Raw genomic sequence first — 20,605 nt, 5'->3', positions numbered from 1 at the left:
GTGCGGCCGTCAGCCGCCGTGCGCCTCGCGGTGGGCCTTCGCCAGCTCCACGTAACCGGCCGCGTTGAAGCGGATGCCCTCCAGCTCCTCGGCGGTCAGCGGCCGCTTCACCTTCGCGGGCACCCCGGCGACGAGCGAGCCCGGCGGCACCCGCATCCCCTGCGGTACGAGGGCCTGTGCCGCGACCAGTGAACCCGCGCCGATGTGCGCGCCGTTGAGCACCGTGGCGCCCATGCCCACCAGCACGTCGTCCTCGATCACACAGCCGTGCAGCACCGCGTTGTGGCCGACCGAGACCCGCGCGCCCACGGTGAGCGGGAAGCCGGGGTCGGTGTGGACGCTGCAGTTGTCCTGGATGTTGCTGTCGGGGCCGAGCGTGATGGGACCGCAGTCGGCGCGCAGCACGGCCTGGTACCAGACGCTGGAGCCCGGGGCGAGCGTCACCTCGCCGATGACCACGGAGGTCGGGGCCACGAACGCGTCCACGTCGATGTCCGGCTCCTTGCCGCCCATGCCCGTGATCAACGCCTGCTCCGCCATCGCCTGCTCCTTCGTGCCGGTGTGGTCCTCCGCCCCACGGTAGGCGACGGCTCCCGGCGCACACCGCGCAGTGGGGTGAACATCACAGGTCACCGCACGGATCGCCCACCGCGCCGCCGACTACCGTGAGCGCGTGCCGAAGAACCGAAACACGTTCTCCTTCCTCGCCCGCTGGCCGCGCCGCGCCGCCTCCCGTGCGGTCCACCACGGCTGGGCCTGGGCGCAGCGGGCGGGCGCGGTGACCGCCGAGCACCCCGGGCGGCTGCGGTTCGGCGCGATCGGCGAGGGCACCCGCCTCGCCTTCCCGCAGGGGACCGTGTTCGGGGAGCCGTGGATCGAGCTCGGCGCGCACTGCATCATCGGCGAGCAGGTCACGCTCACCGCCGGGATGATGCCGGACCTGGACCTGGGGCCCGAGCCCATCCTCACCCTGGGCGACGGCGTGGTGCTGGGGCGCGGCAGCCATGTGATCGCGGACACCACGGTGACGATCGGCTCGGACACGTACTGCGGCCCGTACGTCTACATCACCTCCACGAACCACAGCTACGACGACCCGCACGAGCCCGTGGGCAAGCAGTGGCCCCGGATGGAACCGGTGGCGATCGGCCCCGGCTGCTGGATCGGCACCGGCGCGGTGATCCTGCCCGGGGCCCGGCTCGGCCGGAACGTGGTGGTCGCGGCGGGCGCGATCGTCCGGGGCGAGGTCGCCGACCACGCGGTGGTCGCCGGGGCCCCCGCCCGGGTCGTGCGCAGCTGGGACCCGGAGAAGGGCTGGCAGCCGCCGCTGCGTACGCCCGCGCCCGTGCCGATCCCCGAGGGCGTCACGCCCGAGCAGCTGCTCGCCCTCGCCGACATGGACGAGGCGCGCGAGACCTCGTAGCGCGGTGGCGGCGGTACGCCCACCGGCTGGACGCGGCGGCGGTCACCCTACGGCGGTACAACCGGCTGAACGCGGCGGTGCACCGTACGGCAGTGCAATATTCTTGACCACGACATCCGCCGTGGTCGACCCGGTCACCGCACCGGCCGCCCGCACCAGCCACCCGCACTCCGCCATCCACCGCAGGGACGGTCCGTGTCCGACCTCGACCAGCTCACCCAGTCGCTGGCCCGCAACCTCAAGCGCTGGCGCGGGGAGCGCGGCTTCACCCTCGACGCCCTCGCGGCCCGCGCCGGAGTGAGCCGGGGGATGATCATCCAGATCGAGCAGGCGCGGACGAACCCGAGCGTCGGCACCACGGTCAAACTGGCCGACGCGCTCGGCGTCAGCATCACCACCCTCCTCGACCACGAGCAGGGCACCCAGGTCCGGCTGGTCCCGGAGAGCCAGGCCGTGCGCATGTGGTCCACCGACGCGGGCAGCTCCACCACCCTGCTCGTCGGCACCGAGGCGCGGGGCCCGCTCGAACTGTGGACCTGGCGGCTGATGCCCGGCGAGGGCAGCACCTCCGACCCGCACCCCGAGGGCACCGTCGAACTCCTCCATGTCACCGAGGGCGAACTGACCCTCCTCGTCGACGGCCGCACCCATCGCGTCCCCGCCACCACCTCCGCCACCTTCGAGGCGCATGTGCCGCACGGCTACCGCAACGAGGGCGACGAACCTGCCGTGTTCACCATGGCCGTCGCCATCCCGCCCGTCCGCTGAGACGCCCGGCCACCCGCACGCCGGCCGCTGTTAGCGTGAGCGCCATGCGCGCACCCATCGGCACCTTCGAGGACGCCGCTCCCGCTGCGGAACGGCTCGATCTGCTCCCCGCCCCCGTCGTCGCGGCCCTGACCGCGGGCTGGGGCGAGTTCACCGCCGGGCAGGTCGTCCATGTCGACAGCGACCCGGCCGTCGCCGACACCGCGGTCTTCGTCGAGCACTACGGCGCTGACCTGCTGGACACCTCGGCCAACTGCGTCGTGGTGGCGGGCAAGCGCGGCCAGGACGTCACGCTCGCCGCCTGCGTGGTGCTCTCCCGCACCCGGGTCGACGTCAACGGCGCGGTCCGCAAGCACCTCGGCGCCCGCAAGGCCTCCTTCGCGTCGATGGACACGGCGGTCGGCGAGAGCGGCATGGAGTACGGCGGCATCACCCCGATCGGCCTGCCCGCCGCCTGGCCCCTCCTGCTGGACCCGGCCGTGGTGGACGAGGAATGGGTCCTGATCGGCAGCGGCCGCCGACGCGGCAAGCTCATCGTCCCCGGCAAGGCGCTCGCCGCCCTCCCGGGCGCCGTCGTGGTCGAGGGCCTCGGCGTCTGACCTCAGCCCCGGGCGGCCTCAACGCACCGTCGCCGCCCGGTGCTCCGTGAGCCAGTCCGTGGCGAAGTCGACGGCCGGGCGCAGCCGGACGAGCCGGCAGGCCGCCGCGCCCACCCGTCCGATCCGTACGTCACCGTCGGCGGCGGACTCCTCGAACGCCGCGCCCAGGGCGGCGAAGTCCCCGTCGTCCAGGGCGACATCCTCGTACTCCCACCACTGCCGCACCCCCCGCGCCGCGACCACACAGCGATAGCTCCGGCGCGGCGGGCGGTCCATCCGGTACTCGCCGAGGTGGAACGCCGTACAGGTGGCGTAGCCGGTGCCGAGCAGCAGGATCCGGGCATCCGCCTCGTACAGCCGGGCCAGCGGCGAGTCCTCCCCGAGGTGACAGTCGGCCCGGTGCCCGGCGAGCAACCGCCCGGCCCCGGGTCCGAGCGCGGCGAACGAGGTCTGCGGATGCGCGCTGCGCCCGGCCCCCGCCGCCGTCCGTACGGTCTCCGCCAGCGCGCCCATCGACGGCGCCGGGGTCACCTCCGGGTCGTACGGCTCCATCGCGGCACGCACGGCGTCGACCGCCCCGGCGCCCAGGCCCCGGACCCGCGCGCGGTAGTGCGGGGAGGTGTCGGAGTTCTCCGTGGTGAAGGCGGGCACCACCACCGTCCCCTCCGGCCCCGCGGCCCGGCGCAGCGCGCCCAGCACGCCCCGGGCCCCGCCCGCCACCGGCCCCAGTGACCGCAGCGAGGCGTGCACCAGGAGTACGGCGCCGGACCGTACGCCCAGCGCGGTCAGAGCGGCCGCCGCCCGGTCCTCGTCGAGCACGCCGTCCACGCCGTCCGTGCTGTTCACGTCGTTCACGGCGGGGATTCTTCCCGCCCCGGGGCGCCTCCCACACCCGGACCGCTCAGGCACGCCCGCCCAGCTGCGGGATCTCGATGGCGGGGCACCGGTCCATGACCATGTCCAGCCCCGCCGCGCGCGTCCGTTCGTACGCGGCCGGGTCCACCACGCCGAGCTGGAACCACACCGCCTTCGCCCCCACCGCCACCGCCTCGTCCGCGACCCCGCCCGCCAGCTCGCTGTTGACGAACACGTCCACCACGTCGACCGGGAAGGGAATGTCCGCGAGCGAGGCGTACCCCTGCTCCCCGTGGACCGTCTCGGCCTTCGGGTGCACCGGCACCACCCGCTTGCCGAACCGCTGAAGGACCTCCGCCACCCCGTAGGCCGCCCGGGAACGGTTGCCGGACAGACCCACCACCGCCCAGGTGTCGCCCGAGTCCCGAAGAATCCGCCGGATCGTCGCGGCGTCCGCGAATGTGCCGGCGCCGTCCGCGTACCTGTCGTCTGCGCTCATGCCGGGACAACCGACGGCCCCACCCCGTCATTCCCGCCGGAATGTGCCGGCCCGGGCGGGACATAGGGTGGACGGATGCAGGAGCAGTACCGGACCGTCGCCCGCGCGGGTGTGCACGAGAGCGAGATCAACCGATCGCGTTTCCTCTGCTCCCTCGCCCCCGCCGCCACCGAACAGGAGGCGCAGGACTTCATCGCCCGCGTCCGCAAGGAGCACCCGACCGCCACCCACAACTGCTTCGCGTACGTGATCGGCGCCGACGCCTCCGTACAGAAGGCGAGCGACGACGGCGAACCCGGCGGCACCGCGGGCGTCCCGATGCTCCAGATGCTCACGCGACGCGAGGTGCGGTACGCCGTGGCGGTCGTCACCCGCTACTACGGCGGTGTCAAGCTCGGGGCGGGCGGACTGATCCGGGCGTACGGGGGAGTGGTCGGCGAAGCCCTCGACGCGATCGGCACCATCACCCGGCAGCGCTTCCGGCTCGCCACGGTCCACGTCGACCACCAGCGGGCCGGAAAGCTGGAGAACGACCTGCGGGCCACCGGACGGGACGTCCGCGAGGTGCGGTACGCCGAGGCCGTCACCATCGACATCGGGCTGCCGGACGCCGACGTCGAGGCGTTCACCGCCTGGCTGGCCGACGCGACCGCGGGGACCGCCAGGCTGGAGCTGGGCGGCGAGGCGTACGGCGACGCGACCGCGTGAACTTCGTGAGTGAGGGCAATCCCATGGGGGCCACGGGGGGCCAAAATCATGATCGATGCGGGTTCGGCGGCCCGGCGGCGTTAGCGTGGTCCGTGCTGACAGCGGGATCACGGGCCGCCGGTGCGCGGCCCACGGGGTGGAGGACGACGACGATGCAGGCCGGAACCGGCGGAGTGATGGCGTGAGGATCCTGCACACCTCGGACTGGCACCTGGGCCGGTCCTTCCACCGCGTCTCTCTGCTGGAGGCCCAGGCCGCCTACCTGGACCACCTCGTGGCGACCGTCCGGGAACGCGAGGTGGATGTTGTCCTCGTCGCGGGAGACGTCTACGACCGGGCCGTCCCGCCGCTCACCGCCGTCGAGCTGTTCGACCGCGCGCTGCACCGGCTCGCCGACGCCGGCGTCCCGACCGTCATGATCTCCGGCAACCACGACTCGGCCCGCCGGCTCGGCGTCGGCGCCGGGCTCCTCGACCGGGCCGGGATCCATCTGCGCACCGACCCCGAGGGCTGCGCCACCCCCGTCGTGCTCGCCGACGCCCACGGCGACGTGGCGTTCTACGGGCTGCCCTATCTGGAGCCCGCCCTGGTCAAGGACACCCTCCGGGCCGCCAAGGCCGGCCACGAGGCGGTCCTCACCGCCGCCATGGACCGGGTCCGCGCCGACCTCGCGACCCGCCCCGGAGGCACCCGTTCCGTCGTCCTCGCGCACGCCTTCGTGGCGGGCGGCGAGCCCAGCGACAGCGAACGCGACATCACCGTCGGCGGGGTCGCCGCCGTCCCCGCCGGGGTCTTCGACGGCGTCGACTACGCCGCCCTCGGCCATCTCCACGGCTCCCAGCGGGTCACGGAGCGCGTCCGCTACTCCGGCTCGCCGCTCGCCTACTCCTTCTCCGAGGCCGACCACCGCAAGACCATGTGGCTCATCGACCTCGACGCCGACGGGGGCATCGCCGCCGAGGAACGGATCGACTGCCCCGTGGAGCGGCCCCTCGCCCGGCTCCGCGGCCGGCTCGACACCCTCCTGGAGGACCCCGCCCTGGACCGCCACGAGCACGCCTGGGTCGAGGCCACCCTCACCGACCCGGTGCGCCCCGCCGAACCCATGGCCCGCCTCGCCCGGCGCTTCCCGCACACCCTCAGCCTCGTCTTCGACCCCGAGCGGCCGCCCGACGACCCGGCGGCGTCCTACGCCCAGCGGCTCAAGGGCCGCGACGACCACCAGATCGCCGAGGACTTCGTCGCCCATGTGCGCGGCGGCAGCGGCCCGAGCGACCTCGAACGCACCGTGCTGCGCGCCGCGTTCGACGACGTACGGGTGGACGAGACCGCGCGCGAGGTGTCCCGGTGAGACTGCACCGCCTGAGCATCACCGCCTTCGGCCCGTTCGGCGCCACCCAGGAAGTCGACTTCGACGCCCTCTCCTCCGCCGGGCTGTTCCTGCTCCACGGACCCACCGGCGCGGGCAAGACCTCCGTCCTGGACGCCGTCTGCTTCGCCCTGTACGGAGCCGTTCCCGGCGCCCGGCAGAGCCCCGGGGCCTCCCTGCGCAGCGACCACGCCCCGGCCGGTCTGCCCACCGAGGTCCAGCTGGAGCTGACCGTCGGCGGCCGACGCCTCGAAGTCACCCGCAGCCCCGCCCAGCCCCGCCCCAAGAAGCGGGGCGACGGCTTCACCATGGAGAAGGCCCAGAGCCGGCTGCGCGCTTACGACCCCGAGCGCGGCTGGCAGGCCCTCAGCAAGTCGCACCAGGAGATCGGCGAGGAGATGACCCAGCTCATCGGCATGAGCCGGGACCAGTTCTGCCAGGTCGTGCTGTTGCCGCAGGGCGACTTCGCCCGCTTCCTGCGCGCGGACGCCGAGGCCCGCGGCAAGCTCCTCGGCCGGCTCTTCGACACCCGCCGCTTCGCCGCCGTCGAGGACCGCCTCGCCGAACTGCGCCGGGGCGCCGAGGCCAAGGTCACCGCCGCCGACGAGCGGATCCTCGCCCTCGCCCAGCGCACCGCGCAGGCGGCCGGACCCGTCGGGGCCGAGGCCACCCCGATCGCGGCCCGGCCCGGCGAACCGGGCCTCGCCGAAGCGGTGTTGGAGTGGGCCGCGATCGCCCGGTCCACGGCCCGCGAACGGCTCGACATCGCCCACGGTGCGGTCACCGACGCCGAGGGCCGACAGCGCACGGCCCGCCAGGCTCTGGACGCCGAACGCGAACGGGACCGCCTTCAGCAGCGGTACGAGGAGACCCGGCGACGCTCGGCGGCGCTGGAGGAGCGGCGCCCCGAACACGACCGTTGCCAGGAGCAGTTGGAGCGCGCCCGCAAGGCGGACCGGGTCGCCCCCGCACTGGACCTGCGCGAGGAGGCGGAGCGCGCCCACCGGCGGGCGGCCGACGAACTCGACCGGGCCAGGGCGCAGCTGCCGCCCGACCTCGCCGACGCGGGACCCGATCAACTCACCGAGCTGGAGCGCCGGTTCCGGCAGGAGCTGGGCGGGCTGGAGTCGGCCCGCCGGGCCGAGGCGCGCAGCGCGGAGATCGACGGGGAGCGGGACCGGCTGGAGCGCGAGTCCCGCGCCGACGAAGCGACCGTCCGGGACGGGGACGCCTGGCTGGCGGGCTGGGACACCGTCCACGCCGGGCTCCGCGAACGCATCGCGACGGCCCAGGAGGCCGCGACCCGCGCCGAACAGCTCGCCGGACTCCTCGCCCCGGCCCGCCGCCGACTGGACGCCGCCCGCCGCCGCGAGGCGCTGGCCGCCGAGGCCGAAACCGCCCGGGAAGCGCTGACCGAGGCCCGCGAACGCGCCCTGGGCGCCCACGAGACCTGGCTCGGGCTGCGGGAGCGGCGGCTGCGGGACATCGCGGCGGAGCTGGCCGCCGGACTCGTCGAGGGCGCGCCCTGCACCGTCTGCGGCTCCGCCGAGCACCCGGCCCCCGCCACCGAGGGCGACGGCCATGTCGACCGGGCCACCGAGGAGGCCGCCCTCACCGCCCACCGGCGCGCCGAGGAAGCTCGTACCCGCGCGGAGCAGGCCCTCGGCCTCGTCCGCGAACGCCACGCGGCCGCGGCAGCCGAGGCACGGGACGCGGAGCCTTCGTCGGCCGTCGCCGGGGCGCGGGATGCGGAGCCTTCGTTGGCTGCCGCCGGGGCCGACGCCGGGACCGAGCCGGATCCCGGCCCGTCCGTCGGTGAACTCCGCGACCTCGTCGAGCGGTTGACCGCCGAGCACGCCGGAGCGCACCGTCTCGCCGCCGGGACGCACGCCGCGCGCGAGGCTCTCGACGCCGCCGAGCGCGAGCACCTCAAGCGCCTCGAACTCCGGCAGGAGGCCGAACGCCGGACCGCCGCCCGCACCTCCCGGCGGGAGGCGCTCGACCGCGAGCAGTCCGTGCTGCGCGACGAACTCGCCGTGGTCCGGGGCGAGTCCGGGTCCGTCGCCGCCTATGCGGAACGCCTCACCCGCCGGGTGGCGCTGCTCGCGGCGGCCGCCGAGGCCGTACGCGCCGAACAGGAGGCGGGCCGGCGGCGCAAGGAAGCCGACGGCCGACTGTCCGACGCGGCGTTCCGGGCCGGTTTCGACACCCCGGAGGCCGCCGCGGCGACCCTCCTCGACGCCTCGGCCCAGCGCGAGCTCCAGCACCGTATCGACGCCTGGCAGGCCGAGGCCGCCGCGGTCGCCGACCGCCGCGGTGAACGCGACGCCCGCGAGGCCGCCGAACAGGCCCCTGCCCAACCAGCAGCCGCACAGCGTGAGTTCGATGCGGCGGAGCGGCTGCTGCGGGCGGCTTCCTCCGCGCGCGCCGCCGCCGAGGAGCGCTGCGCGGAGCTGGTCCGGCTCTCCCGGGAGGCCGCCGACGAGGTGCGACGGCTGGGCCCGGTGCGCCAGGAGTACGAGCGGATCGCCCGGCTCGCGGGTCTGGCGGCGGGCACCTCCGCCGACAACGAACGCAAGATGCGCCTGGAGGCGTACGTCCTGGCGGCCCGCCTCGAACAGGTGGCGGCCGCCGCCACGGCACGGCTGCGGCAGATGTCCTCCGGCCGCTACACCCTGGTCCACTCCGACGCCCGCACCGGCGGCCGCCGGGCCGGGCTCGGGCTGCATGTGGTCGACGCCTGGACCGGCAGCGAACGGGACACCGCGACGCTGTCCGGCGGTGAGACGTTCTTCGCCTCGCTGGCCCTCGCGCTGGGCCTCGCCGACGTGGTGACCGAGGAGGCCGGCGGCGTACGTCTGGACACCCTCTTCATCGACGAGGGGTTCGGCAGCCTGGACGACCAGACGCTGGACGAGGTGCTCGACGTGCTGGACTCGCTGCGGGAGCGGGACCGCAGCGTCGGCATCGTCAGCCATGTCGCCGACCTGCGCCGCCGGATCCCGGTCCGCCTGGAAGTGGTTAAGGAGCGGCAGGGCTCGTCCGTGCGGCACCGCCTCGCGTGAGCGGAGCCCCGGGCGGGCGGTTCAGCGGCCGATCGCGCGGCGGGGGAGCGGTGAGGAGTACACGATGCTGGTGGTGACGGAGCCCAGTGCGCCGATCCGGCCCGTGGTCTCCTCCAGATGTCTCATCGAACGGGCCGTGACCTTGAGGACGAAGCAGTCGTCGCCGGTGACGTGGTGGGCCTCGATGATCTCCGGCGTGGTCTCCAGGAGATCGTGGAAGGGCTTGTAGTTCCCGTTCGGGTAGCGCAGGCGGACCAGGGCGAGGATGGGCAGCCCGAGCCGCTCGGCGTCCACCACCGCCGCGTACCCGCTGATCACGCCCAGCTCCTCCAGCCGCCGCACCCGCTCCGTCACGGCGCTCGGGGACATGGCGACGGCCCGCGCGAGCTCGGCGAAGGTGGCGCGGCCGTCGCGCTGGAGGACATCGAGGATGCGCCAGTCGGTGGCGTCCGGGGAATAGTCGGTCACCCTCCGAGGGAACAGGGAAAGCCCCGGTGAATCAAGCGGAGTGCCGGGGAATCTCACTTCTCGGGCCCGTTCCGCGGTCATAGATTCATGGTCATGACCTCGCACACCACGGCCCCGGCCGACCACCCCGTCCTGCGCGTCGCGCCCGCCTCTCCCGCTGCCGCCGCGGCCTATTTCGGCGCCTCGCTCGCCTTCCACGCGGACGTCTCCGACGTCGCCTCCGCGCTCGCCGCCGACGGCGACCCCGGGTTCGTCGTGCTGGACAGCCGCTCCACCGCGTCCTGGGACCAGGGGCACATCCCCGGGGCGGTCCACCTGCCCACCGCGCTGATCCCCGAGCAGGCGGCGGCACTGCTGGACCCGGCCGTCCCGGTGGTCACATACTGCTGGGGTCCCGGTTGCGACGGTGCGACCCGCGCGGCCCTGGCCCTCGCCCAACTGGGCTACCAGGTCAAGGAGATGCTCGGCGGATTCGAGTACTGGGCGCGTGAGGGGTTCGCCTACGAGACCTGGGAGGGCGGTGAGCGGCGCGGCGTCGACCCGCTCACCGCACCGGTCGAGGCGGCCGACTGCGGCTGCTGAGACGGCGGGTCCGGCAGACGTCAGCGCGCTCCGGCTGCGGCGAGCGCGGCGAACAGCTCTCCGGCCTCCGCCCCGGCGGGCAGTCCGCTGACCTGGCCGTCGCCGACCTCCACCACCCGCCACACTCCGTCCTCGCGCAACGCCAGGTCGGTGGTGACCCAGCGCAGCCCGAGACGGCCCACCGCCTCCCGCAGAGAAGGGAGTTCGCGGACGGGGTCACGGTCCGGAGAGTTCGGGGTGTCCGGGGTGTCCGGGTGGGCGGTGGTGAGCACCGCCTCCCCGTCCACCCACCACACCCGCGCCTCGCCGCCCGCGACGAACGGCTCGAACGCCCGCAACACCAGGCCGCCCGCGAGGAAAGCGTCCTGCAGCTCCACGAACCGGCCCACCACTGACGCCAGTTGCTCCCGGTCCGCGAGCTCCGGCACGTAACAGGCCTCGAACCACTCGTGTTTGCGGGACTTCACGAAGTCCTTCACTATGCCGGGCCCCGGCCCCAGGGGAGCCGCGAGCCCGGCCAGCTCGTCGGCCGTGGGCGCCGGAGCCCCCGGAGCCAGGGCGCACCAGACGCTGCGTGGCGTGAGACCGCCGAACTCCTCGTACCAGCCGGGGAGTTCATGCGCTCGCCGATAGCCGGCGGCACCGGTGAGCAGAGTGCAGCCCCGGGCGGCGAGTGCCGCCTCCAGCTCCGCGTACCGGCCGGAGGGGATCATCCATCCGCGGTACCAGTACGGCCCGGAGTCCCGCGCGACCCGGGCCACCGCCCCGGCCGCGTCGCCCGCGAGGAGCGCGTCATGATCGAGCAGCGCGATCCGCCCGCCGGCCGCCCGCGCTGCCGCGAGCTCGTCGGCGAACTGCGGATCGGGCCGCGAGAGGCGCAACGGATCGGCGCAGAACAGAAATCCGTTCCGCTCACTCGCGCTGCTTGTACCGCTCGTGCTGCTCGTGCCGCTCATGACGGGCCGCTCGCCTTCTTCGCTCAGAGCCGGGACAGCTCGTCCACCAGATCGTCCAGGCCCAGCGACCCCTGCGAGAGCGCCGCCATGTGCCAGGTCTTGAGATCGAACGCGTCGCCGTGCGCGGCGCGCGCGTTCTCCCGGCCGAGCAGCCAGGCGCGCTCCCCGAGCTTGTAGCCGATGGCCTGGCCCGGCATCGACAGATAGCGGGTCAGCTCGCTCTCCACGAAGTCGGCGGGACGGCCGCTGTGGTTGCCGAAGAACTCCTGGGCCAGATCGGGCGTCCAGCGCTCGCCCGGGTGGAACGGGGAGTCCGCCGGGATCTCCAGCTCCAGATGCATGCCGATGTCGACGATCACCCGGCAGGCACGCATCATCTGCGCGTCGAGGTAGCCGAGCCGCCGTTCCGGGTCGGGCAGGAAGCCCAGCTCGTCCATCAGCCGCTCCGCGTACAGCGCCCAGCCCTCCGCGTTCGCGCTGACCATGCCGACCGACGCCTGGTAGCGGGAGAGGCTGTCGGCGACATGCGTCCACTGGGCGATCTGCAGGTGATGGCCGGGAACGCCCTCGTGGTACCAGGTGGAGACCAGGTCGTACACCGGGAAACGGGTCTCGCCCATGGTCGGCAGCCAGGTGCGCCCGGGGCGGGAGAAGTCCTCGGAGGGGCCGGTGTAGTACGGCGCGGCGGCCCCGCCCGGCGGCGCGATGCGGGACTCCACCTTCCGTACCCGCTCGGCGAGATCGAAGTGCGTGCCGTCCAGCGCCTCGATCGCCTCGTCCATCAGACCCTGCAGCCACTCGCGGACCTCGTCCACGCCCTCGATGTGCTTGCCGTGCACATCGAGGTGGGCGAGCGCCTCCCAGGGGCCGGCCCCGGGCAGGATCTTGGCGGCCTCGGTCTTCATCTCGGCGAGCAGCCGGTGGTATTCCGACCAGCCGTACGCGTACGCCTCGTCGAGATCCAGATCGGTGCCGTTGTACAGCCGCGACCAGAGGGCGTAGCGCTCCCGGCCGACCGGGTCCGGGGCACCCTCGATGCCCGGGGCGTACACATCGCGCACCCAGTCGCGCAGCGCGAGCACCGAGGCCGTCGCCAGCCGGGCGGCCTCGTCCAGCTCGGCCCGCAGCGACGCGGGGCCCGGGGCGACGAACTCCGTGAAGAACGCCGTGCCCTCGCCCTCCCCGCCCCACTCCGTGAGCTGTCCGACGAACGTGGCGGTCGCGCGCGGGCCGCCGTACAGCTTGCGCTCCAGACCGAGCGCGAGCGAGGCGCGGTACCCCTCGTGCGCGGCGGGCACGGCCCGCAGCCGTTCCACGACCGCCGCCCAGTCCTCGTCCGTCTCGGTCGGCGTGAGGGTGAAGACCTCGGTGATGCTGTGGGCGGGCGACTGGAGGTTGGAGACGGTCCGCAGGCCTTCCTCGGCCTCGTGCACGGCAAGTTCCGCCGTCAGGCGTTCCCGCAGGAGCCGCCCGCAGCGTCGCTCGGCATCGCTGTCCGCACCGGGGCGCTGTTCCGCCGCGTCCAGCTCCCGCAGGGTCGTGCGGATGAGGTCGGCGGTCGCGGCCTGGCCGGCCGGTGAGAAGTCGGGCAGCCGGCGCGAGCTTTCGGACACACCCAGATAGGTGCCCGTGATGGGGTCGAGTTCGATGATTGCGTCGACGTAGGCGTCGGCGACCTGACGGGGCAGCGCGCTGCTCGAAGTGTCTGACATGCGGACATCCTCGTACGGTGGTGGCCTCTTCGTCATCACCAGGGGCCGTCGGACGTCCAAAAGACGATCACTTCTCCGCACTTCTGGGCCGGTGTCGGTGCTGGTGCCGGTGCTGGTGTCGGCGCGTCAGCTTGTGGTGGCGGGAGGCAGCAGCGGTCCGCAGTCCCACTGCTGGAAGATCAGCCGGGTGTCCACCCTGGCCACCTCCCGGCGCGAGGTGAACTCGTCCAGGACCAGCCGTTGCAGATCCGCCGCGTCGGCCACCGCGACCTGCACGAGATAGTCGTCGGGGCCGGTGAGGTGGAACAGCGCCCGCGACTCCGGCAGTGACCTGATCCGGTCGACGAACGGCCCGATGAGCTCCCGGCGGTGCGGCCGGACCTGCACCAGGAGCAGCGCCTGGAGCCCCCGGCCGAGCTTCGCCGGATCGAGGCGCAGCTGATCCCCGAGGATCACCCCGGAACGACGCAGCCGGGCCACCCGGTCCAGGCACGTCGAAGCGGCCACACCGACCTCGGCCGCGAGCTCGCGGTACGTGGTCCGCGCATCGTTCTGCAACAGCCGCAGAATCTGCAGATCCACCGGATCGAGAGCGACGGAATCAGCCATGCGGCGAACGTAGCACGGGGTTCTGCCGCTACGAGCCGGTAACTGTTCAGAGTGACGGCATGGACAACGAAGTCTCGATGACGCCCCCTGCTCCCACCCCGTCCAGGGCTCTCGCCACCGAAGCCGTGCACGCCGGACGCGACGACCTCGCCTCCCTCGGCGTGCACGCCCCGCCGATCGATCTGTCCACCACCTACCCCTCCTACGACTCGCGCGCCGAGGCGATGCGGATCGACGACTTCGCCACCACCGGGGCCCGACCCGACGGGCCGCCCGTCTACGCGCGGCTGGACAACCCGACCACGGGCCGCTTCGAAACGGCGCTCGCCCGGCTGGAGGGCGCGGAGAGCGCGGTCGCCTTCGCCAGCGGGATGGCCGCGCTGACCGCGGTACTGCTCGCCCGCGCGAGCCAGGGGCTGCGCCATGTCGTCGCCGTCCGCCCGCTCTACGGCTGCAGCGACCATCTGCTCGGCGCCGGGCTGCTGGGCACCGAGGTGACCTGGACCGACCCGGCGGGCATCGCCGACGCCATCCGCCCGGACACCGGGCTCGTGATGATCGAGACGCCGGCCAACCCGACGCTGGCCGAGATCGACATCCGGGCCGTCGCCCACGCCTGCGGATCCGTGCCGCTGCTGGTCGACAACACCTTCGCCACCCCCGTCCTGCAGCGCCCGGTCGAACACGGCGCGCGGATCGTCCTGCACAGCGCCACCAAGTACCTCGGCGGCCACGGGGACGTCATGGGCGGCGTCGTCGCCTGCGACGAGGAGTTCGCCGCGACGCTGCGCCAGGTGCGGTTCGCCACCGGCGGAGTGCTGCACCCGCTGGCCGGCTATCTGCTGCTGCGCGGTCTGTCCACGCTTCCGGTACGCGTCCGGGCGGCCTCGACGAGCGCCGCCGAACTGGTCCGCAGGCTCACCGCCGACCCGCGGATCGCCCGGGTGCACTACCCGCGGATCGGCGGCGCGATGATCTCCTTCGAGGTGTACGGGGACCCGCACCGGGTGATCTCCGGGGTGCGGCTCATCACGCCCGCCGTCAGCCTCGGCAGCGTGGACTCGCTGATCCAGCACCCGGCCTCCATCAGCCACCGCATTGTGGACGAGGGAGACCGGCGGGCGTCCGGTGTCGGCGACCGGCTGCTGCGGATGTCGGTCGGCCTGGAGGACGTCGAGGACCTGTGGGCGGATCTGTGCCAGGCGCTCAGCGACGGGCCTGTTCCGTCGGCACGGAGGGCCGAGCAGCACCTTCAGTCGTCAGCCGGGCGGTGATGACGAGCGTGCCCTCCTCGATCTGGTAGTCGAGGGGCAGCTCCAGCGCGCGCATCGCCGCCACCATGCCGGTGTTGTGGGACTGGGTCACGGCGTACACGCTGTCGCAGCCCGCTTCCACGGCGAGGGCCACCAGCCGGCCGAGCAGCTCGGAGCCGATGCCCCGGCGCTGCCAGTCGTCCTCGACGAGGAGCGCGACCTCGGTCTCGTCGCCGTCCCACAGGAGGTGGCCCAGCGCCACCAGCTTGCCGGACGCCGTCTGCACCGCCAGGGTGCGGCCGAAGCGGGGGCTCAGCAGATGGTCGAGGTAGCGGTCCGCGTCCTTGACGGGACCGTGGTAGCGCAGGCCCAGGGTGCGCTGCGAGCAGCGGTCGTGCATGGCGCGGGCTGCGGCGAGATCGCCGCGGTCCGCGCGGCGCACGGTGATCTCGTTGCCCTCGGGCAGGGTGAGGACGTCCTCGCTGCGGGGTACGCGCGGACCGAGCCGGGCGTCGAGCTCGACCAGCGCCCGGGCCCGGGCGAACTCGGTCGGCGTGAACGGCAGATAGGGCCGCTCGACGACGATCACCCCGCCGGACGGGTCCCGCAGCCGCATCATCGTCTCCTCCAGCACGCCCTCGACCGGGGCGCTCTGACCGGTGGCCCGGCCGGTGACGGAGACGGCGGGCAGCGAGTGGATGGTGCACCGGCCGAGCAACTGGCGCAGGGCGAGCGGCAGCTCGGCCGCGTCGAGCGCCGTCCTGGTGGCCAGGGACAGCACCCGGGTCGGGGTGTCGACCAGATCGTGGGCGTCCGCCCTCTCGATCCAGGTGGACGCGCCACCGGCGGCCGCGATCTCCCGGGACAGCTCCTGCGCCGGGAGCGAGACCGGGGCCCGCAGCAGGAACTCGTCGACCGTCCCCTGCGCGAGCGGGTGGGTCTGCAGGGTGAGGATGTCCACCCGCAGCCCGGAGAGGGCCACGCACAGCGCGGCCAGGCTGCCCGGGGCGTCGCGCACCGTCGTCCGCATCCGCCACAGCACGGTCTCCTCGGCCCCGGCGAGCTCGCCCGCACCGCTGCTCCCGGCCTCGCCCGCCGCCCCGCCGTCGGCCCCGCCCTCCTCTCCGGACGGGGGAGCGTGACTGTGCCGTCGCGCCCACCAGGTGTGGAACGCCGCGGTGGCCACCAGCGCCACCGCCGACGCCACGAGCAGATAGGGCCCGTCCGGCTGGTGTCCGATCAGGTTGGCGATCGCGTCGGCCACGGCCACGGCGGTGAACAGGGCGGCCAGTTCGATCAGGTCCCGCCGCCAGTGGTGCGGACGGCGGGCGCTCTTCGCAGAGGTCACATCAGTCATATCCTCACTGTGAACGAACGGTGTTGCCTGATCACGAACGCCTTGTGACTGATGGGTTAAGTGTGGATCTGGTCGCTATCGTCGTCTTTCGGTCAGATTTTGAGACCGGCCACTCCTTGATCCTTCCGGTCCGCACAGGAGGCTTGCGGACCGACACCCTCCGGCCCGACGGCTTCCGGCGCGGGGGCATCCGGGCCGAGGGCCTCCGGCGTGGACTCCTCCGCCCCGGCGGGGAACGCGGCGAGCAGGCGGGCGGCCTGGCGGACCGTCTGCGAGGAGCCCTTGCGCCCCGCCGTCGCCGCGAGCCCCGCGATCGGCGGGATCCCGTCCGTACCGCAGCGCTCGGCGCACCCGGCCGCCACCGACAGCAGATCGCCGAGCCCCCGGGGCGTCTTCTCGTACGCCAGGAGACCGGGCAGCATCGCCGCCAGCACGGTCAGCACCGTCCGGTACGCACCGGTGGCCGCCGCCGTGCCGAGCGCGTCCGCCGTACGGTTCACCTTCACCAGGTCGCGGTCGACCAGGATCGCCAGCTCCCGCCCGAGCGACGCACCGTCCAGCCGGCCCCGCGCGGCCAGCACGAGCAGGGCGTCCACCGCCGCCGTGCGGTCCTCCGGATGCCGGGCGCCGAGCCCGTAGGCCAGCGCGAGATGCATAGCCCCGCCCGCCTCGCCCGCGCTCTCGGCCAGTGCCGGCAGGAACCCGACGGCTCCCCGCTGCCCCTGGTCGGCGGCGAACAGCAGGTCCGGCATCAGCCAGGCGGCCAGCGTCTCCGGATCCTCCGGCAGGGTGGCGGTCCAGTGCGAGGACCGCTCGGGCCCCCAGTGGTAGCACTCCCGGGCGTGCGGGAGCTGCGCCCGGCCCAGCCAGTGGAACGCTTCCGGGAACTCACGCTGGATCACCAGCCGTTCCCGGGTCGCCAGCAGCACCTGACGGGCCCCGGTCGTCGTGCGCTGCCACCAATTGCCCGCCGACGGACGGGAGACGGCGGTCGCCGGATGCCGCAGCACCGGGGCCACCGGCTCGTCGGCACGGATCCAGGCGGCCAGCCGGTCGCCCTCGCCGGTGCCCAGCGCCTCGGCCGCAGCCGCCGCGGCCGCGCCCTCGGGACCGCTGTTCCGGCGGACCCGCAGCAGGGCCTGGGCGAAGTCGGCGGGGCCCGGACGGGCGCCCAGCTCACGGTAGGCCCGCAGCCGCTCGACGAGCTCGGCCGCCTCGATCGCCCCGGTGTGCCAGGTCGGCGTGGCCACCAGGAATGGCCGCCCGGCCGCTATCGCCTCCACCGCCTCCCACACCCGGTCGAGCAGCACCCCGTTCAACGCGGCGTGGGCACAGGCGTCCGCACCCTTCACGGTGGTCTTCGCCCGCCAGGCGATCCTGTCCCGCTCGGACACCAGGCCCAGCAGCGAGGCCGCCACCGCGGACAGCCCGTGCGAGGTCGAGATGTACTGGGGGTCGATCATGTACGGAGACAGGCCGTGCTCGACGAAGTGCACACCGGCCAGCGCCTCCCGCAAGGCCCCCGCCAGCTCCTCCCGGTCGGTCCGGGCCAGCCGGACGAGGCCGTCGAGCGCCCGCTCGAACCCGGTGATCCCGTCCGAGGTGTCCAGGACGGCCGACGACGGGATCCAGTGCTCCGACGCATGCGCCTTCACCCGGGCGGCCACCTCCTCGACGAGCTCGGCCACGGTCTCCGGGGCGGGCTCCAGACGCCGCAGCACCGGCGCGGGCGGCAGGAACTCCTCGTACGCCTCGGCCGCCTCCTCCTCCACGAGATCACCGAACAGGGCGGCGACCGACTCCCGGTGCAGCGGGCCCAACTGCCCGGCGGCGGAGGCCAGCCGCTCCCGAACCTCCGGGTCCCCGGCCCCGGGCAGATACCGCGTGACCAGCTTCAGAGCCCGCTCCTGGACATCGATGGCCTCGTGGCCGAACGCCTCGGCGACCGCCGGAAGCAGCTCGCCCGCCGTCGAGGCGTCCCGGCGCAGCGCCTTGCCCAGCAGCGTCAGCTGGGCCCGTACCAGCTTCTTCTCCTGGCGGAAGAGCACCGCGCCCGAAACGTCCGCCAGCTCCCGGGTGGACAGCACGCCCCGCGCGTCGAGCCGTACGAGCACCTGCTGGGCGTGCGAGGCGACCGGCGCGATCCCGTCCGCCGCCATCGCCGTCCAGTCCCGCAGATGCCGGTCCTCCTCTTCCTCCGTCGTGCCCAGGCGCAGCAGAACGGCCAGGAAGAACCGCTGATCGACGGACTTGCCGCCGCGCATCAGCCGGGTCACGCACCGCTCCACCAGATGGGCCCGGTCCAGCACCCCGTCGTCGGCCAGCGCGCACAGCGCCCCGGGCCAGTGGTCCTGCGAGTCCGGCGCGTCGTAGAAATCGACCTGCGGCGGCAGCTCCGGCATCTCGAACAACCGGGACGCCAGCACGGCGGTGTGCGGGTCGTCCCGCAGGATGTCGGTCAGCGGACGGCGCGTCCGCCCGCGCCAACGCGCCGCGCCGACCAGCTCCGCCCAGCCCACCACCAGGTTGTCCGTGACGGGGAGCGGGACCCCGGCGATCCGCGTCAGCTCGCCGACGAAGGTGTACTCCGCGTCGGAGAGGGCCGCGCGCCCCGCGAACCGGTGGGCGAGATCGCCGAGCCACTCCGGAGCACGGTCCTTGAGCGACGCGAGGATCAACGGATACGGAGAGCGGGTCCAGTCGCGCAGATCCCGGCCCCCGATCCAGGCGGCGCACCCCGCCGCACCGGTGTGACAGCCCGCGCCGGCCACCAGCAGCGCCTTGCGGATCCTGTCCCGCCGCTGCCAGTCCCAGTTCCGCACCTCCTTGCGCAGCTCCTTCAACTCGGTGAGGGCGGCCCGGCGTCCGGGCCGGTCCAGGGCGAGCACCAGCGGAGGCACCTCGTGGTGGCGCCCCGCCCGTACAGCGGTGAGCAGCTCGTTCATCGCACGCCTCCCGCGACCGTCGCACCCCGGCGGACCATGCGCACGGCGAGCGCGTGTTTGCAGGGCCCCCGACGCCCCCGGTAGTCCGCCCACCACTGGCAGGTGCAGGTGAACGCAGAACCGCTCTCGCGCACCCGGTAGCGACGGTCCCCGGAAGCGACCGTCGCCCGCGAACCGTCGAGCGACACCGCACCCTCACCGGCCAGCCTGCGGGCGGCCACAAGACGCGGATTGTGCCGCTCCGCCCGGTCCGCGTCGTACGGCAACTCCCGGTGGAAGTACGCCGCGTCCGCCAGGTCGTAGCCGACGCGGCCCGCCGTACCGAGCCGGGTCAGCGCGGCCCGCACCCGCTCCACGCTCAGCCCCGCCTGCTCGGCCAGCGACGCCGGTTCGATCCGGGGCTCCCAGGCGAGCAGCACGGACACCAGCTCGGCATCGGCCGCCGCGTCATCCGTGGCCAGCGCCTCCAGCACGCCGCCCTCGCCCGAGAACCCGCGCGCGGAGTCCGGGGAGAGCGTCAACGTGAGCCGCATCCCCGGCAGCACCACCTCCCAGGCGCTCGCCGCCGCCGCACCGTCGGCCACCGGCCCGTACACCCTCAGGGCCGTCGCGTCGCGCAGCACCCGCTGCAACGCCACCAGCCGCTCCGGGCCCGGCAGACACACCGCGCCCGGGACCGGCCGGGTCGTCGGGCGCAGGGACCCGCCCGAGGCCACCACCCACCGGGCCCCACGGGCCGCACGGCCCGAAGGCGAGGAGCGGGGCAGCGACCGCAGGAACGCCACCGCCTGGGCCGCCGTCAGCTCGGCCCGCAGATCGAACCTCGCCGAGGCGACCTGCGCCTCCGCGAAACCGCGCAGCCACCGGTCGGGCAACGGCACCTTCTTCTCCACCACCGGACCGTCGAGCGTGGTCACCGCCATCTCCTCGGGCCCCACCCGCAGATGCAGCGGATCGTCCGCCGTGATCCGCGAAAGCGCCTCCCGCAGCGGAGCGTTCACGTCCACATTCGTCGTTCCGTGGCCGGTCTCCCGCCCGTCCAGCCCTTCCCGGAGCACATCGAGACGGGCGTACACCCCGCAGCAGCCGGAGAACGACTCGAAGCGCAACCGGTCGCCGTTCCCCGTCACCACCGGGTCCAGCGAGGCGGGCAGCGTGCGCTGGTAGTAGCGGGCGGCGGCTACGTCCGCCACCGCCAGCAGCCCGCGTGCCGCTATGCGCGGATCGGAGAGGAAGCCCGCGAAGAACCGCGGGTGCGCCTCCGCTCCGCGCGGGGTGAGCCCTCCTGCGGTCTCCAGACCGAGGGAGGGCCCCACCTGCGAGGACTCCAGGGACGACGGGCGTGCGTAGGCCAGGGCCTGAACGGATCGGGTCATGAAAAAAAGCGTAGGACCCACCACTGACAACGGCCCTCGGAACAGCTGTCGGCCGCCCGGA

At 73.9% G+C, this 20,605-nt stretch carries 18 protein-coding genes; 8 read left to right on the top strand and 10 right to left on the bottom strand.

What is annotated here, in order from left to right:
- Positions 1-9: 9 nt before the first annotated feature.
- Complete coding sequence (locus ACSMXR_RS03660) at positions 10-540, bottom strand: gamma carbonic anhydrase family protein (protein WP_007453770.1); 531 nt, start codon at positions 538-540, stop codon at positions 10-12.
- Between the two features lie 133 nt (positions 541-673).
- Here ACSMXR_RS03660 and ACSMXR_RS03655 point away from each other — a divergent pair, with 133 nt between their 5' ends.
- From ACSMXR_RS03655 to ACSMXR_RS03645, 3 genes are all read left to right on the top strand, one after another.
- Positions 674-1,423, top strand: coding sequence for an acyltransferase (locus tag ACSMXR_RS03655; RefSeq protein WP_473171219.1), 750 nt, complete (start codon positions 674-676; stop codon positions 1,421-1,423).
- A gap of 195 nt (positions 1,424-1,618) precedes the next feature.
- Positions 1,619-2,191, top strand: a complete 573-nt coding sequence (locus ACSMXR_RS03650; RefSeq protein WP_137231413.1) for a helix-turn-helix domain-containing protein — start codon at positions 1,619-1,621, stop codon at positions 2,189-2,191.
- A gap of 44 nt (positions 2,192-2,235) precedes the next feature.
- Entirely contained in the window at positions 2,236-2,790 is a 555-nt protein-coding gene (locus ACSMXR_RS03645) for a YbaK/EbsC family protein (RefSeq protein ID WP_164617712.1), read from the top strand.
- An 18-nt stretch (positions 2,791-2,808) separates the two neighbouring features.
- Here ACSMXR_RS03645 and ACSMXR_RS03640 read toward each other — a convergent pair whose 3' ends face one another.
- Together ACSMXR_RS03640 and ACSMXR_RS03635 are read right to left on the bottom strand one after the other, a co-directional pair.
- Complete coding sequence (locus ACSMXR_RS03640; protein WP_473171218.1) at positions 2,809-3,645, bottom strand: AAC(3) family N-acetyltransferase; 837 nt, start codon at positions 3,643-3,645, stop codon at positions 2,809-2,811.
- 46 nt (positions 3,646-3,691) lie between these two features.
- A complete protein-coding gene (locus ACSMXR_RS03635; RefSeq protein ID WP_364886197.1) occupies positions 3,692-4,144 on the bottom strand; it encodes a CoA-binding protein in 453 nt (150 codons plus the stop codon).
- Between the two features lie 75 nt (positions 4,145-4,219).
- Here ACSMXR_RS03635 and ACSMXR_RS03630 point away from each other — a divergent pair, with 75 nt between their 5' ends.
- The 3 genes from ACSMXR_RS03630 to ACSMXR_RS03620 all read left to right on the top strand — a co-directional run bounded on the left by ACSMXR_RS03630 (position 4,220) and on the right by ACSMXR_RS03620 (position 9,286).
- Positions 4,220-4,852 (top strand): YigZ family protein, encoded by a 633-nt coding sequence (locus ACSMXR_RS03630; RefSeq protein ID WP_137231416.1) that lies wholly within the window; start codon positions 4,220-4,222, stop codon positions 4,850-4,852.
- Positions 4,853-5,033: 181 nt separating this feature from the next.
- Positions 5,034-6,203, top strand: a complete 1,170-nt coding sequence (locus ACSMXR_RS03625) for an exonuclease SbcCD subunit D (RefSeq protein ID WP_473171217.1) — start codon at positions 5,034-5,036, stop codon at positions 6,201-6,203.
- Complete coding sequence (locus ACSMXR_RS03620; protein ID WP_473171216.1) at positions 6,200-9,286, top strand: AAA family ATPase; 3,087 nt, start codon at positions 6,200-6,202, stop codon at positions 9,284-9,286. Before ACSMXR_RS03625 ends, ACSMXR_RS03620 begins: the two co-directional genes overlap by 4 nt.
- A 21-nt stretch (positions 9,287-9,307) precedes the next feature.
- On the opposite strand, the gene ACSMXR_RS03615 is transcribed toward ACSMXR_RS03620, so the two are convergent.
- Positions 9,308-9,754 carry an Lrp/AsnC family transcriptional regulator gene (locus tag ACSMXR_RS03615; RefSeq protein WP_359144110.1) on the bottom strand — a complete coding sequence of 149 codons (447 nt, stop codon included), beginning with the start codon at positions 9,752-9,754 and terminating at the stop codon, positions 9,308-9,310.
- Positions 9,755-9,841: 87 nt separating this feature from the next.
- On the opposite strand from ACSMXR_RS03615, the gene ACSMXR_RS03610 reads away from it, so the two are divergent.
- A complete protein-coding gene (locus ACSMXR_RS03610; RefSeq protein WP_137231420.1) occupies positions 9,842-10,336 on the top strand; it encodes a rhodanese-like domain-containing protein in 495 nt (164 codons plus the stop codon).
- A gap of 20 nt (positions 10,337-10,356) precedes the next feature.
- On the opposite strand, the gene ACSMXR_RS03605 is transcribed toward ACSMXR_RS03610, so the two are convergent.
- From ACSMXR_RS03605 to ACSMXR_RS03595, 3 genes are all read right to left on the bottom strand, one after another.
- Complete coding sequence (locus ACSMXR_RS03605; RefSeq protein ID WP_473171215.1) at positions 10,357-11,292, bottom strand: ATP-grasp domain-containing protein; 936 nt, start codon at positions 11,290-11,292, stop codon at positions 10,357-10,359.
- A 23-nt stretch (positions 11,293-11,315) separates the two neighbouring features.
- Complete coding sequence (locus ACSMXR_RS03600) at positions 11,316-13,004, bottom strand: DUF885 domain-containing protein (RefSeq protein ID WP_381796446.1); 1,689 nt, start codon at positions 13,002-13,004, stop codon at positions 11,316-11,318.
- A gap of 126 nt (positions 13,005-13,130) precedes the next feature.
- A complete protein-coding gene (locus ACSMXR_RS03595) occupies positions 13,131-13,613 on the bottom strand; it encodes an Lrp/AsnC family transcriptional regulator (protein ID WP_218526860.1) in 483 nt (160 codons plus the stop codon).
- Positions 13,614-13,672: 59 nt separating this feature from the next.
- On the opposite strand from ACSMXR_RS03595, the gene ACSMXR_RS03590 reads away from it, so the two are divergent.
- A complete protein-coding gene (locus ACSMXR_RS03590) occupies positions 13,673-14,887 on the top strand; it encodes a trans-sulfuration enzyme family protein (RefSeq protein WP_218526861.1) in 1,215 nt (404 codons plus the stop codon).
- Here the strand turns inward: ACSMXR_RS03590 and ACSMXR_RS03585 are convergent.
- The 3 genes from ACSMXR_RS03585 to ACSMXR_RS03575 form a co-directional block, all read right to left on the bottom strand.
- Positions 14,820-16,214, bottom strand: a complete 1,395-nt coding sequence (locus ACSMXR_RS03585; protein WP_473172335.1) for a GNAT family N-acetyltransferase — start codon at positions 16,212-16,214, stop codon at positions 14,820-14,822. The two genes, ACSMXR_RS03590 and ACSMXR_RS03585, sit on opposite strands and share 68 nt — an antisense overlap.
- A gap of 101 nt (positions 16,215-16,315) precedes the next feature.
- Entirely contained in the window at positions 16,316-19,168 is a 2,853-nt protein-coding gene (locus ACSMXR_RS03580; RefSeq protein WP_473171214.1) for a DUF7825 domain-containing protein, read from the bottom strand.
- Positions 19,165-20,544 (bottom strand): SWIM zinc finger family protein, encoded by a 1,380-nt coding sequence (locus ACSMXR_RS03575; RefSeq protein WP_473171213.1) that lies wholly within the window; start codon positions 20,542-20,544, stop codon positions 19,165-19,167. Before ACSMXR_RS03575 ends, ACSMXR_RS03580 begins: the two co-directional genes overlap by 4 nt.
- Positions 20,545-20,605 lie beyond the last annotated feature (61 nt).

The organism is Streptomyces sp. DSM 106670 (assembly GCF_055792845.1).
This window is presented reverse-complemented; position numbering and strand designations above follow the sequence as displayed.

Bases quoted from the DNA above. Each gene is read 5' to 3' on its own strand.
- ACSMXR_RS03660 (WP_007453770.1), bottom strand. From the start codon at position 540: ATGGCGGAGCAGGCGTTGATCACGGGCATGGGCGGCAAGGAGCCGGAC.
- ACSMXR_RS03645 (WP_164617712.1), top strand. From the start codon at position 2,236: ATGCGCGCACCCATCGGCACCTTCGAGGACGCCGCTCCCGCTGCGGAA.
- ACSMXR_RS03635 (WP_364886197.1), bottom strand. From the start codon at position 4,144: ATGAGCGCAGACGACAGGTACGCGGACGGCGCCGGCACATTCGCGGAC.
- ACSMXR_RS03630 (WP_137231416.1), top strand. From the start codon at position 4,220: ATGCAGGAGCAGTACCGGACCGTCGCCCGCGCGGGTGTGCACGAGAGC.
- ACSMXR_RS03610 (WP_137231420.1), top strand. From the start codon at position 9,842: ATGGTCATGACCTCGCACACCACGGCCCCGGCCGACCACCCCGTCCTG.
- ACSMXR_RS03605 (WP_473171215.1), bottom strand. From the start codon at position 11,292: ATGAGCGGCACGAGCAGCACGAGCGGTACAAGCAGCGCGAGTGAGCGG.
- ACSMXR_RS03600 (WP_381796446.1), bottom strand. From the start codon at position 13,004: ATGTCAGACACTTCGAGCAGCGCGCTGCCCCGTCAGGTCGCCGACGCC.
- ACSMXR_RS03595 (WP_218526860.1), bottom strand. From the start codon at position 13,613: ATGGCTGATTCCGTCGCTCTCGATCCGGTGGATCTGCAGATTCTGCGG.
- ACSMXR_RS03590 (WP_218526861.1), top strand. From the start codon at position 13,673: ATGGACAACGAAGTCTCGATGACGCCCCCTGCTCCCACCCCGTCCAGG.
- ACSMXR_RS03580 (WP_473171214.1), bottom strand. From the start codon at position 19,168: ATGAACGAGCTGCTCACCGCTGTACGGGCGGGGCGCCACCACGAGGTG.
- ACSMXR_RS03575 (WP_473171213.1), bottom strand. From the start codon at position 20,544: ATGACCCGATCCGTTCAGGCCCTGGCCTACGCACGCCCGTCGTCCCTG.